Origin of the sequence: Marinobacter sp. (genome assembly GCF_041595835.1) — a bacterium.
GTDB lineage: Bacteria > Pseudomonadota > Gammaproteobacteria > Pseudomonadales > Oleiphilaceae > Marinobacter.
On sequence record NZ_JBFHJO010000036.1, the window covers coordinates 17,158 to 29,338 of the forward strand.

At 55.9% G+C, this 12,181-nt stretch carries 13 protein-coding genes; 9 read left to right on the plus strand and 4 right to left on the minus strand.

Annotated elements, in window-relative coordinates; all coding sequences use genetic code 11:
* Positions 1 to 111: 111 nt before the first annotated feature.
* The 4 genes from ABYA77_RS11410 to ABYA77_RS11425 form a co-directional block, all read right to left on the minus strand.
* The gene (locus tag ABYA77_RS11410; RefSeq protein ID WP_372966099.1) at positions 112 to 1,131 is read right to left on the minus strand and encodes a DUF6160 family protein; all 1,020 of its coding nucleotides are present in this window, start codon (positions 1,129 to 1,131) and stop codon (positions 112 to 114) included.
* 172 nt (positions 1,132 to 1,303) lie between these two features.
* Positions 1,304 to 1,960: a GntR family transcriptional regulator gene (locus tag ABYA77_RS11415; RefSeq protein ID WP_372966100.1), complete on the minus strand. Its 657-nt coding sequence runs from the start codon at positions 1,958 to 1,960 to the stop codon at positions 1,304 to 1,306.
* A 73-nt stretch (positions 1,961 to 2,033) separates the two neighbouring features.
* The gene (locus ABYA77_RS11420; RefSeq protein ID WP_372966101.1) at positions 2,034 to 2,978 is read right to left on the minus strand and encodes a DMT family transporter; all 945 of its coding nucleotides are present in this window, start codon (positions 2,976 to 2,978) and stop codon (positions 2,034 to 2,036) included.
* A gap of 104 nt (positions 2,979 to 3,082) precedes the next feature.
* Positions 3,083 to 3,355 (minus strand): ComEA family DNA-binding protein, encoded by a 273-nt coding sequence (locus ABYA77_RS11425; protein WP_372966102.1) that lies wholly within the window; start codon positions 3,353 to 3,355, stop codon positions 3,083 to 3,085.
* A gap of 655 nt (positions 3,356 to 4,010) precedes the next feature.
* On the opposite strand from ABYA77_RS11425, the gene urtA reads away from it, so the two are divergent.
* The 9 genes from urtA to ABYA77_RS11470 form a co-directional block, all read left to right on the plus strand.
* Positions 4,011 to 5,309 carry an urea ABC transporter substrate-binding protein gene (gene urtA / locus ABYA77_RS11430; protein WP_372966103.1) on the plus strand — a complete coding sequence of 433 codons (1,299 nt, stop codon included), beginning with the start codon at positions 4,011 to 4,013 and terminating at the stop codon, positions 5,307 to 5,309.
* A gap of 73 nt (positions 5,310 to 5,382) precedes the next feature.
* Positions 5,383 to 6,987, plus strand: a complete 1,605-nt coding sequence (gene urtB / locus ABYA77_RS11435) for an urea ABC transporter permease subunit UrtB (protein WP_372966104.1) — start codon at positions 5,383 to 5,385, stop codon at positions 6,985 to 6,987.
* 3 nt (positions 6,988 to 6,990) lie between these two features.
* Positions 6,991 to 8,130 (plus strand): urea ABC transporter permease subunit UrtC, encoded by a 1,140-nt coding sequence (gene urtC, locus ABYA77_RS11440; protein ID WP_372966105.1) that lies wholly within the window; start codon positions 6,991 to 6,993, stop codon positions 8,128 to 8,130.
* The gene (urtD, locus tag ABYA77_RS11445) at positions 8,127 to 8,951 is read left to right on the plus strand and encodes an urea ABC transporter ATP-binding protein UrtD (protein WP_372966106.1); all 825 of its coding nucleotides are present in this window, start codon (positions 8,127 to 8,129) and stop codon (positions 8,949 to 8,951) included. Before urtC ends, urtD begins: the two co-directional genes overlap by 4 nt.
* A gap of 17 nt (positions 8,952 to 8,968) precedes the next feature.
* On the plus strand, positions 8,969 to 9,667 hold the full coding sequence (urtE, locus tag ABYA77_RS11450) for an urea ABC transporter ATP-binding subunit UrtE (protein WP_372966111.1): 699 nt from the start codon (positions 8,969 to 8,971) through the stop codon (positions 9,665 to 9,667).
* Positions 9,664 to 10,575: an urease accessory protein UreD gene (locus tag ABYA77_RS11455; protein ID WP_372966107.1), complete on the plus strand. Its 912-nt coding sequence runs from the start codon at positions 9,664 to 9,666 to the stop codon at positions 10,573 to 10,575. Before urtE ends, ABYA77_RS11455 begins: the two co-directional genes overlap by 4 nt.
* Before the next feature lie 41 nt (positions 10,576 to 10,616).
* Positions 10,617 to 10,919 carry an urease subunit gamma gene (locus ABYA77_RS11460; protein ID WP_372966108.1) on the plus strand — a complete coding sequence of 101 codons (303 nt, stop codon included), beginning with the start codon at positions 10,617 to 10,619 and terminating at the stop codon, positions 10,917 to 10,919.
* A gap of 10 nt (positions 10,920 to 10,929) precedes the next feature.
* Positions 10,930 to 11,241, plus strand: coding sequence for an urease subunit beta (locus tag ABYA77_RS11465; RefSeq protein WP_372966109.1), 312 nt, complete (start codon positions 10,930 to 10,932; stop codon positions 11,239 to 11,241).
* Positions 11,242 to 11,382: 141 nt separating this feature from the next.
* Positions 11,383 to 12,181 (plus strand): urease subunit alpha (locus ABYA77_RS11470; protein ID WP_372966110.1); only part of this gene is annotated, 799 nt, incomplete at its 3' end.

Below are 12,181 nucleotides of genomic sequence, written 5' to 3' on the forward strand. Positions count from 1 at the left end.
CCACTGGCTATCGTGGTGACTTGATGTTGAGAATGGTATGGGAGGGGGGATACGCTGGCCCAGGCTTTATTTCATATTCAGCGCTGGACCATGCAGACAGAGGGTTATGCTTTAGTGGCCGTACACCATCATGGTGGTGTTTTTGATGGCGAAGTCTGTGAACTGAACCGAGCCAATGCTGGTGCCACCGATCTTGAACACGGGCATGTCTATATCGGCCCGGAAATCAACGTCGTGAATGGAAAGGCCGCTCTTTCCTGAACCCGCGCTGGTGCCTTGAGAAAGCTTGGCGGTCACACTGGCCATGCCAAAGTGGCCCAGGGTGTCGTCGCCCCGGCGGTTATGTATTTGCAAACCTTCAATGCCTACGGCTGCGAAGTTGAATAGCAAAATGAGATCTGAGGCTTCCCAGTCCAGGCTACCGTTGGTGATCTCGAAATGAGTGTCTAACTGAATCTCAGAGCCTGAAACCGTATTGCCATTCGCCAGCGTGCGGGTAGAGGTGCCGCCATTCCGGATCACAAGATCTGTAGGGCCAACGTAACCCTGCAACAAGATGTTGGAGAAAAGGTTGGAGCTGCCTTCTGTGCCGGTTGTGGTAACGCTGCCAACGGCTAATTCGAAATCTACCGCCTGCAGGTAATCATTCAGGTTGGTGGGGTCGCCGTAGTCTGTTGCACCCAGGTGGATAACCAGATCACCGCTGTTGAATGCCTTGCCGTAACTTCCTCCAACGGAATAACTGGCCAGAGCATCAGCTACATCGGGGTTGCCGGGGTCCAGTTGGCCTGCGGCTGCACGGCGGGCAATTTCTGAGAAACCATGTTCAAGCACTTCACCATCTCCGGCGATGTCGATGGTGAGTTTCATGTTATCCAGTGCTGTGTCGCCGTGGCCGGACAGGCGTAAGTCGTTAACGCTCAGAGCCCCTTCATCAGTCCAGGTTAAGCTGTCGATGTTGAGTTTGGTTTCCAGCTCGATGGTGACACCGGCTTGCCCGGTAACGGATGACAGCGAAGAGTCATCCATCGGCCTGAAATCTGCGGCGGCGGGCAGCGCGAGAGCCGTTCCGCCCAGCAGGCACAGGCAGGCAGTGGGTAATCTGAAACGATAGCGGGCGTTGGAAAACATGTTGGCCTCGGTTTTTCGACGGATTATTTTTGTTATTCAAGTGCATACGTTCAACCTGACATTCCGCAGGGACAACGAGACCAAAGCCGCGGCGGTTAATTGTTACACAGTGTTACTTTAGGCCGGGGAGGGCTGTCAATCTGTGATCTTGTTCTCAATGTAGACGGTGGTTTTACGCCAACGCCTGGTGGATAAGCTGTTTCTGGTTCTCTGCAAAGCTCTGGATGAGTTCCCGCACTCTGGCAGTGTCTCTCTCAAGTACCGCCGGTGGCAGTTCCGTGAAAAACTGGCTGGTTTGGGTAAGCCCCTGACGGTAGCGTTCGGCACTCAGGTAGTAGGCTCTGCTCACAGCTGGTTTGAAATTGGAAAGGGCTTCTGTGAGGTAAGGGTTGTTGACGACCTCGCAGCAGGCATCCATAACACCAAAGCTGGCCTCAACCACGGCGGCAATGTCTGCCCCGGGTTGTTTTATCTGCGAGACAGCCTGGTTTACGGCCGCCAGTACAGAGGGCTTGTCGGATTCTTGCCAGCGCTCGCACAGACGAGTGGCGAGCATGATCAAAAGATGCATGTACACATCATAAAGTTCAGAAGCGTATTCGGCATTCAGTTGAGTGGCAGAAGCACCTTTGCGCGGAGTTATTTCCACGAGATGCCAGCGCTCAAGAGTGTACAGTGCTTCTTTGACTGAGGCCCGGCTCACTTTGAGTTCGCTTGCCAGGCTGGCTTCCTGGATGCGCTGGCCGGGTTTTATCTGCCCCGTCATGATGCGCTCTGCCAGGTAGTTGGCAATCTGTTCGGCGAGGGTATTAGGCGCCTGAAAATCCATGCTTGAGGACTCTCTGATCTGGTGGTTCGAGCCCGTAAGGGCAAAGTGGCGCCGAGTTTAGCACATGCCAGCTTCAGCCCTTGCGGTTGGCTCCGGTCATGTTGCCATAACGTGAGGCAACAATAACGGCCACAATCAAAATTAAAGCTCCGGCAATGCCTGTGGCTCCAAGAATTTCTCCCAAAAACAGCCAGGCCAGCAGGGCCACAAATAAGGGCTCTAAAGTAACGATGATGCTGGATAAGGTGGCTGGTGTTGTTTTCATGCCTGTGAAAAAGCACACATAGCCAATGCAGGTGGGCACCACGCCAATGTAGCCCACCATCAGCCAATGCCTGAACTCCATGGTTTTAATGCCGGAGAATCCGTCTCCGATCATCACCGCCGGTAGCAGCAGAATTGCAGCGGTAAGAAAGCAGATGAACGCAGTGGTAAAAACCGGTGTGCCGGCCGAGTTGTATCGGCTGGTGAGCGTGAATCCGGTGTAAACCGCTGAGGCAAGCAGGGCCATCAGAAGGCCTGCAAGTCTTAATGTGCCGGCAGTATCTATATCACTGACGACCAGCATAGCGGTACCTGCGATGGCTCCAATGGCTGCCAGTATGGTCAGCAGCGTTGGTTTCTCGCCCAGTATTGGGGCAGCAAGAATGGCGACCATAACCGGTGGAAGGCAGAGAGAAATCAGCGTGGCTATGCCTGCGCCTGTCAGGTCCACCGCCAGCAAGTAACTGCCCTGATAGATGGCCTGAAACAGGCCAAGGGCGGCAAGGGGTAACAGGGCCCTCCACCCCAGTGTCCTCAGAGAACTCCCTGAAGCTTTTTCTCCGGGATGAACACGGCGAAGCTGGCGTTGTTCCCGGCGCATTAATAGCCAGAAAAACGGTAAAGCCACAATCAATCTCAGGAAGCCGAGGGTGATGGGTTCAAGCTCCGTACCGTTGAACAGGAACTTGGCAACAATGCTTGTGGTGGCCCAAAACAGCGATGCCAGCGCAATCAAAAGAACGCCTTGAATCATTGGAAACAGCCAGTCTTGGTAGTGGTTGACCGAGAAGGGTATCAGTGGCTGGCAAGCAACGCCATAGGCGGGAGGTCGGGGGCAGGGGATGCCCCCGGAGAGGCTTATTCTACGGAGATGCGTTCAGCATTTTTTTCAACGGTACGGGCGCCAATTCCCTTTACCTTGGCCAGCTCTTCGGTGGAGGTGAAAGGGCCATTGGCTTCGCGGTAAGCAACGATAGCTTCTGCTTTACTTTCGCCAATGCCGTTTAATGTAGAAAGGGTACTTACGTCGGCGACGTTGATGTTGATAGTGCTTGGTTCACTGGCGTGAGCAAAGCCGGTTACCAGGCTGAAGAGCAGAACAATAGCGGCAATAATCGAGGCGTTTTTCATTGGTGACATCCTGATTGCAGATAACGTGGGTTATGAACAAGTCAGGAGAGACAGCCACCGGATACAGGCGTGCTGGAGTGGCCATGTTATAGGAAGTTACAACGGCTGTGCGATCAGTGCACGGAAGGAGCCACCATCCATAGGGCCCCGACATTCCGTGGCTGACCTTTGCCTGATCCGTCTGGCGGTGCATCGTCCTGTGCACTTCGTCCCTGGGTCATCCCTGTAAGCCATGATCCGTTGGCTAACTCCATAATCCGTGGAGTATCCATCCCTGAGCCAATACCTGTACTGGCTTGTCATCCCTGACGACAACCATTCTACGCAGGAAGAGAGGATTCATAATCGGACTTTTGCCTCCGTGCATGTGAGAGATCTCCTACACGCTTTGTGAGTTTTTCGGTGTGGCTGTCTGGCAGAGCCATTGTGCCGGGCTGGGTGACGCCGGGTCTTTTGCACCAAAACAGGGCACAGACTGCCCTTGAGCACCAAAATCAGGCCGGGATTGCGCGATGACAGGCCATATCTCACCTTTGGCTGAATGATATTGTTGGTAAGTTGCTGTTTTTCTTTGGGTTTTGTTTGAGTTGGAACGGCAGGTGCACCTGTTTGACTGCGTTTGACGACTCCGAACCCAACGAAAAGGAAGTTCAACATGAGCATCAAGAAACACGTGAAGCTGGGCCTCTCTGCATTGGCATTGTCTGTTTCCTTCCACGCCATGGCGGCGGAAGACCCTATCAAGGTGGGCGTGCTGCATTCGCTCTCTGGCACCATGGCCATCAGTGAAACCGCACTGAAAGACACCATGTTGATGCTGATTGAAAAACAGAATGAAGCTGGCGGTGTGCTGGGCCGTAAGCTGGAACCGGTTGTGGTAGACCCGGCTTCAAACTGGCCTCTGTTTGCTGAAAAGGCACGGGAGCTGCTGGAAAAAGAAAAGGTTGATGTGATTTTCGGGAACTGGACATCTGTGTCTCGTAAATCGGTTCTGCCAGTCGTGGAAGAGCTGAATGGCCTGCTGTTCTACCCGGTTCAGTATGAGGGTGAAGAGTCTTCAGAAAACGTGTTCTACACTGGTGCGGCACCCAACCAGCAGGCGATTCCGGCTGTGGATTACCTGATGAACGATATTGGCGTTGAACGCTGGGTACTGGCGGGTACGGATTATGTATACCCGCGCACCACCAACAAAATTCTTGAAACCTACCTGAAAGACAAAGGCGTGGCCGCCAGCGATATCATGGTTAATTACACGCCGTTTGGTCATTCCGATTGGCAGTCTATCGTTTCCGACATCAAAAAATTCGGCAGTGCCGGTAAGAAAACGGCTGTGGTGTCGACCATCAACGGCGATGCCAACGTGCCTTTCTACCGCGAACTGGGTAACCAGGGCATTTCTGCTTCCGACATTCCGGTTGTTGCTTTCTCCGTGGGAGAACAGGAACTGGCAGGCATTGATACCGGCCCTCTTGTAGGGCATCTGGCCGCCTGGAACTACTTCATGAGCGTGGATAACGATGACAACTATGAGTTTATCGACGCCTGGGTGGACTACAAAGGTGACGAAAAAGCGGTAACCAACGACCCGATGGAAGCGCACTACATCGGTTTCAATATGTATGTTGAGGCATTGAAGAAAGCCGGCACAACGGATGTAGAAGCGGTGAAAGACGCCATCATTGGTGTCAGCGTACCTAACCTCACCGGCGGCTACGCCACCATGATGCCGAATCATCACATCACCAAACCGGTACTGATTGGTGAAATTCAGGACAACGGCCAGTTTTCTGTGGTTTGGGAAACTCCGTCTACCGTGGCAGGCGATGCCTGGTCTGACTTCCTGCCCGGGTCCAAAGACCTGATCAGTGATTGGCGGGCACCAATGAGCTGCGGCAATTTCAACGTCGTTACTGGTAAGTGTGGTGGCTCTGCGGACGCTGCAACTAACTAAGTGTTCCATCCGGGCAGACTGAAGGGTCTGCCCGGCTTTTCGAGTGTCATTTCAACGCCAACAGGAATGAATCATGAGCATCTTTCGATTGCTCGCGGGGCTGATGTTCGTCTGGAGCCTTGCTCTTGGCTCCCCGGTAGTGACTGCCCAGGTGCAGGACGACGCAGCACAGGCTTTGTTGCAGCGGCTGGTAGAAGCCAGCAACGCTGAGAAGGCTGATGTGCTGAAAAAGATTTCGGAAAGCGGTGACGAGCGCGCCCGAGGCTGGCTGGAAGCCTTCGCCAATGGCAAGCTCGCCAGCGTTAAAAGTACCGGTGCCACCGTTATTGTTGTGAATAACGTGGGCCGGAACTGGCAGATCACCAGTGCCCTGAATGGTGAGGATCTGGGTGAGGTTTCCCGACGAGAGCTGAAAACCGTTCGTGTAAATAACACACTGCGCAGTGAAGTAGATGGCATTTTATCGGTCATCGACCTGACCGTGCCCAACCCCGAGATTCGACTGGCCGCAGCCCGAAACCTTTTGGGCGAAGTGGACAGCGTTCTGGCAGGCCAGATAGAGCAGCGTCTGCCGGAGGAAAACAGCCCTGCCGTGCGCGATATGCTGAGCATTGCTCTGGCCATTTTTCAGCTGGAACAGGGGGATATCGACGCGGTTGAAGTGCTTTCTGGCAGCCTGAATTCACAGGCCCGTGCCGCATTGAACAATGCCAGCAACAGCGACGATCCTGCCCTTGCAGCGGCTGCGGGTAAAGCCCTCGATAGCATTGAACAAAAACTGAAGATGAACCGTGTGGCTGAAACTCTGTATTTCGGCCTTTCACTTGGTTCTGTTCTGGTACTTGCTGCTATCGGCCTGGCCATCACCTTTGGCGTGATGGGGGTGATTAATATGGCCCATGGCGAGTTGATCATGCTTGGGGCTTACACCACCTGGGGCATGCAACAGCTGTTTCCTGGTCAGCCCGGGTTAGCGTTAATTCTGTCTATTCCGGCTGGCTTTCTGGTGGCTGCGCTGGCGGGCATTGCTATTGAACGCAGTGTTATCCAATACCTCAAAGGACGCCCGCTGGAAACCTTGTTGGCTACATTTGGCATCAGCCTGATTCTTCAGCAGTTGGTGCGCACACTGGTTTCTCCTCTTAACCGCTCGGTGGTCACGCCGGAGTGGATGAGCGGCTCGATCATGGTAAACGAGGCGCTGTCTCTGACTCTGAACCGCCTTTATGTGATCGGCTTTGCACTGGTGGTGTTCGCGGGCCTGATGCTGATTATGCGTAAAACCCGTCTGGGCCTTGAAGTACGTGCGGTTACCCAGAACCGTACCATGGCGCGCTCTATGGGCATTAAAGCCACCAAAGTTGACATTCTGACCTTTGCTTTGGGATCTGGTGTGGCTGGCCTGGCCGGTGTGGCGTTGTCTCAGATCACCAACGTAGGGCCGAACCTGGGCCAGAACTACATCATCGATTCGTTCATGGTGGTGGTGTTTGGTGGTGTTGGAAACCTCTGGGGCACCCTGGTTGCCGGGCTTACGCTGGGCACCATCAATCAGGTGCTGGAACCCTGGGTGGGGGCGGTGCTGGCCAAGATTATGGTGCTAGTCATGATCATCCTGTTCATTCAAAAACGGCCGAAGGGGTTGTTCCCCCAAAAAGGCCGGGCGGCGGAGGGCTGAGTTATGGCTTCATCACAAAGCTGGCTGTTCCGACCGTTTCAGGAGCGTTCGACACAGATTTTCCTTGGCGTGCTGTTCGGCGCTTTGATGTTGGTTACCTTTCTGCACTTGTTCATGCCACAGGACAGCGCGTTGCATGTGAGTGCCTACACCGTGACGCTGTTGGGCAAATATTTGTGTTATGCCCTGCTGGCGGTGGCTGTAGACCTGGTGTGGGGATATCTGGGTATTCTCAGCCTGGGCCACGGTGCGTTCTTCGCCTTGGGTGGCTACGCCATGGGCATGTACCTGATGCGCCAGATTGGTGATCGCGGCACCTACGGTGACCCGGTTTTACCCGACTTCATGGTGTTCCTGAACTGGCAGGAGTTGCCCTGGTACTGGCTCGGCTTCGACATGGCCTGGTTTGCGTTCATCATGGTGCTGTTGGCGCCGGGTTTATTAGCGTTGGTGTTCGGCTTTCTGGCTTTTCGTTCCCGGGTAACGGGTGTGTATCTGTCGATCATCACCCAGGCGCTGACCTTTGCGCTGATGCTGGCGTTCTTCCGTAATGAAATGGGCTTCGGCGGCAACAATGGCCTGACCGACTTCCGGGACATTCTCGGGTTCAATTTGCGCAGTGATGCCACTCGGCTGGGGCTGTTCATTGCCACCGGTGTGGCGCTGGCTATGGGATATGTGGTGTGCCGGGGCATCGTCACCAGCAAACTTGGCCGGGTAAGCATTGCCTGCCGGGATGCAGAGGCTCGCACGAGGTTTCTTGGCTATCGGGTAGAGCGGGTGCAGCTGTTCGTATTTGCTGTTTCCGCCATGCTGGCCGGAGTGGCGGGTGCCTTGTATGTGCCTCAGGTGGGCATCATCAATCCCAGCGAATTCTCGCCTTTGTTCTCCATTGAAATTGTTGTGTGGGTGGCCCTGGGGGGCCGTGCAACCCTCTACGGGGCGGTTATTGGCGCCATTCTGGTGAACTACGCCAAAACGGTATTCACCGGTGTAATGCCGGACGCCTGGTTGTTTGCTCTGGGGGCGTTGTTCGTACTGGTTACCGTGTTCCTGCCCAAAGGCATTGCGGGTTTGCTGCGCAAGGACGGAAAAACCAAAGACACGGATAACGCTCCGGCCATACAGGAGGCTACCGTATGAGCATGCTTGAGCAACTGACCAACCGGGAACGGGTATTTGAATTCCTGGAGCCGGTCAAATCGCCGGTTGATGTACGCCACGGCCCGATTCTGTATCTGGAGGATGTAAACGTAAGCTTCGATGGCTTCAAAGCCATCAACAACCTCAACCTCACCATCGACGACGGTGAACTGCGCTGCATTATTGGCCCCAACGGTGCCGGTAAAACCACCATGATGGACATCATTACCGGTAAAACCCGCCCGGATAACGGTTCTGTGTGGTTTGGCAGCCGTCACAACCTGCTGACTATGAACGAGCCGGACATTGCCAGCCTGGGCATCGGCCGTAAGTTTCAGAAACCCACCGTGTTTGAAGCCCTCACGGTGTTCGAAAACCTCGAACTGGCCATGGCAGCGGACAAACGTATCTGGCCAACACTCACCGCCATTATGAAGCCGGAACACCGGGAGCGCATAGGTGAAGTGCTGGACATGATTAAGCTGCAGGCGTTGCGGGACAAACCGGCGGGCATCCTTTCCCACGGCCAGAAACAGTGGCTGGAAATCGGCATGCTGCTGATGCAGAAGCCACGTCTTCTGCTGGTGGACGAGCCGGTTGCCGGTATGACGGAACAGGAAATGGAGCGCACTGCGGAACTCTTGACGAGTCTTGCTGGTAAACAGTCTGTGGTGGTGGTTGAGCACGATATGGGGTTCGTACGCTCTATCGCCCGCAAGGTGACGGTTCTGCATCAGGGCAGCGTGCTGGCGGAAGGCACCATGGACGAGGTGTCTAACGATCCGGAAGTGATCAAGGTGTATCTCGGGGAGGAAGCCTGATGCCAGTTGAAAACCTGATGCTGAAAGTCGACAAGCTCAACCAGTATTACGGTGAAAGCCACACCCTCTGGGATCTTGACCTGGACGTACCTCAGGGCCAGTGCACCTGCGTGATGGGCCGTAACGGCGTAGGCAAAACCACTCTGATGAAATGCATCATGGGTGAGGAAAGCGTCAAAAACGGCAGCCTCATGTTTGCCGAAGGCATTGAGCTGACTAAAAAGAAAATCGAAGACCGCTCCCGTCTTGGCATCGGCTATGTGCCCCAGGGCCGGCAGATCTTTCCCCTGCTGACCGTAGAAGAAAACCTGCGCACGGGCCTGGCAGTGAGAAAAGACGGCAGCAAGAAAATCCCCGAACGCATCTACGAACTCTTCCCGGTGCTCAAGGAAATGAAACACCGCCGGGGTGGAGACCTTTCCGGTGGTCAGCAACAGCAGCTCGCTATTGGCAGGGCGCTGGTGATAGAGCCCCGCCTGCTGATTCTGGATGAACCGGGGGAAGGCATTCAGCCCAACATCGTTACCCAGATTGGCGAAGTTATCCGCAAGTTGATTGAAGAAGACGGGCTCACCGTGTTGCTGGTGGAGCAGAAACTGCCGTTTGCCCGTAAATATGCCGACCGTTTCGCCATTCTTGACCGGGGCCGTCGCGTGGCGGAAGGCGAAATTGCCGGGCTGACAGATGCACTTATCAAGACGCACCTGACGGTATGACGGTACTTCAGCGATTAGAGCCCTTTCAGCAACCTGCGTGTGCGTCTGGGCACAGGTTTGACCGGGAGCGGCACTGGGCGGCCAGCCTGTCTCTTGGTTTTGAAGCGAGAGACAAAGACAAGGGCGTTCCGGTTACCCGCCTGGTACGCCGCAAACACCACGGCCCTTTAAGGGTTCAGCGGCCTTTCTACCCGGAAGGGCGCAACGGTTGCTGTCACGTTTACCTGCTGCACCCGCCCGGCGGGCTGGTCAGCGGTGACGAACTGCGTATTGAAGCCTCGGTCGGTGAGGGGGCTCACGCGCTGCTGACCACACCGGCTGCCGCCAAGCTTTATAAAGCCGACAGCCACGGCGTTGCCTGGGGCCAGCATACCCACTTGCAGGTGGCCCAGAACGGCATTCTCGAATACCTGCCCCAGGAAACCCTTGCATTCGACGGTTCACGGGGCAAACAGAGCACCACTATCGAACTGGCGACAGGTGCCCGGTGCATCGGCTGGGAAATCCTGGCGCTTGGTCGCCCGGCCAGCAAACTGCCGTTTGTGTCCGGGCATCTGGAGCAGAGTTTCCGGTTGCAGATGAATGGCCGCCCGCTGTGGCTCGAACGCCAGCCCATGGACCCAACCCACAGCCGTTTCAAAGGCCATTGGGGCCAGGGCGGCGCCACCGTACAGGCCACCCTGTGGGTTGTCGGGCTGGACGACGAAGCCGCCGCTCTTGAAGAACTCCGGGAACGCCTGCCGGCCAGCCACCGGTGGGCGGTTACCCGGCGCCGAGGCGTGTTGCTGCTGCGTTATCTGGGGCAGGAAAGAAACGAAGCCTGGGCGTTATGCCAGCAAGCCTGGGAATTGCTCAGGCCAGAACTGACCGGCCAGCCAGCCAGCGTTCCCCGTATCTGGCTGACCTGAACACCCGTTGAATTGAGTAGCGATAACCGGAGTTATACACCATGGAATTAACGCCCAGAGACAAAGACAAACTGCTGCTGTTCACCGCCGCTCTGCTGGCCGAACGCCGCAAAGCCAAAGGCCTGAAACTGAACTACCCCGAAGCCATCGCCCTGATCAGCGCTGAAATCATGGAAGGCGCCCGCGAAGGCCGCACCGTGGCCGAACTCATGAGCGCCGGCACCGAAATCCTCACCCGTGAAGACGTCATGGACGGCATCGCCGACATGATCCCGGAGGTGCAAGTGGAAGCCACCTTCCCGGACGGCACCAAGCTTGTCACCGTCCACAACCCCATTGTTTGAGGAAGACGCTATGATTCCCGGAGAGTACCAACTCAAAGATGGCGACATCGAACTCTGCACCGGTCGCCCTCGCATCATGCTGGAAGTGGCCAATACGGGCGATCGCCCGGTTCAGATTGGCTCCCATTATCACTTCGCCGAGGCGAATCCCGCTCTGATTTTCGACCGTGAACAGACAAAAGGCTACCGGCTGGACATAGCAGCCGGCACCGCCATTCGCTTCGAGCCGGGCCAGTCGCGGCAGGTCACGCTGATTCCGTTTGCGGGTAATCGTGAAATCTACGGTTTCCGGGGTGAAGTCATGGGTAAGTTGAACGGCTAGCAGAGGACTCAGAGGAGCGAGTGGGAATGACTTTCCAAAACTGTGCGGAGCCCAAGCGTCACAGGGATGTGCCGCAAGGAGCGTGTTTTGGAAAGTCATTCCCGCTTGCTCCTGCACCCAAGCCAACTAATGAGGGATAGCATGAAAATAACAAGGCAAGCTTACGCCGACATGTACGGCCCCACCGTAGGTGACCGTGTACGCCTTGGCGACACCGAACTGTGGATTGAAGTGGAAAAAGACCACACCCACTACGGCGACGAAGTAAAATTCGGCGGCGGCAAAGTGATCCGCGACGGCATGGGCCAGAGCCAGCGTTGCGACGATGCAGTGATGGATACAGTGATCACCAATGCCCTGATCCTTGACTGGTGGGGCATCGTCAAAGCAGACGTGGGTATCCAGAAAGGCCGCATCGCCGCCATCGGCAAATCCGGCAACCCGGACACCCAGCCAGACGTCGACATAGTGATCGGCCCGGGCACTGAAATCATCGCGGGTGAGGGCAAAATCCTCACCGCCGGCGGCGTTGACCCCCACATTCACTTCATCTGCCCCCAACAGGTGGAAGAAGCCCTCATGAGCGGCATCACCACCATGCTGGGTGGCGGCACCGGCCCGGCAACCGGCACCAACGCCACCACCTGCACACCCGGTGCCTGGCACATGGGTAAAATGCTGCAGGCAGTAGACAGCCTGCCCATGAACATCGGTTTTCTGGGCAAGGGCAACGCCAGCCTGCCAGAAGCACTGGAAGTGCAGATAAAAGCCGGTGCCATTGGCCTCAAACTGCACGAAGACTGGGGCACCACCCCGGCCAGCATCGACAACTGCCTCACCGTGGCTGACCAGTACGACATCCAGGTGGCCATCCACACCGACACCCTGAACGAATCCGGCTTCGTGGAAGACACCCTCGCAGCATTCAAAGGCCGCTGCA

Excerpts from the sequence above, each read along its gene's own strand:
- ABYA77_RS11410 (WP_372966099.1), bottom strand. The coding sequence starts at position 1,131 with ATGTTTTCCAACGCCCGCTATCGTTTCAGATTACCCACTGCCTGCCTG.
- ABYA77_RS11415 (WP_372966100.1), bottom strand. The coding sequence starts at position 1,960 with ATGGATTTTCAGGCGCCTAATACCCTCGCCGAACAGATTGCCAACTAC.
- ABYA77_RS11420 (WP_372966101.1), bottom strand. The coding sequence starts at position 2,978 with ATGATTCAAGGCGTTCTTTTGATTGCGCTGGCATCGCTGTTTTGGGCC.
- ABYA77_RS11425 (WP_372966102.1), bottom strand. The coding sequence starts at position 3,355 with ATGAAAAACGCCTCGATTATTGCCGCTATTGTTCTGCTCTTCAGCCTG.
- urtA (WP_372966103.1), top strand. The coding sequence starts at position 4,011 with ATGAGCATCAAGAAACACGTGAAGCTGGGCCTCTCTGCATTGGCATTG.
- urtB (WP_372966104.1), top strand. The coding sequence starts at position 5,383 with ATGAGCATCTTTCGATTGCTCGCGGGGCTGATGTTCGTCTGGAGCCTT.
- urtC (WP_372966105.1), top strand. The coding sequence starts at position 6,991 with ATGGCTTCATCACAAAGCTGGCTGTTCCGACCGTTTCAGGAGCGTTCG.
- urtD (WP_372966106.1), top strand. The coding sequence starts at position 8,127 with ATGAGCATGCTTGAGCAACTGACCAACCGGGAACGGGTATTTGAATTC.
- urtE (WP_372966111.1), top strand. The coding sequence starts at position 8,969 with ATGCTGAAAGTCGACAAGCTCAACCAGTATTACGGTGAAAGCCACACC.
- ABYA77_RS11455 (WP_372966107.1), top strand. The coding sequence starts at position 9,664 with ATGACGGTACTTCAGCGATTAGAGCCCTTTCAGCAACCTGCGTGTGCG.
- ABYA77_RS11460 (WP_372966108.1), top strand. The coding sequence starts at position 10,617 with ATGGAATTAACGCCCAGAGACAAAGACAAACTGCTGCTGTTCACCGCC.
- ABYA77_RS11465 (WP_372966109.1), top strand. The coding sequence starts at position 10,930 with ATGATTCCCGGAGAGTACCAACTCAAAGATGGCGACATCGAACTCTGC.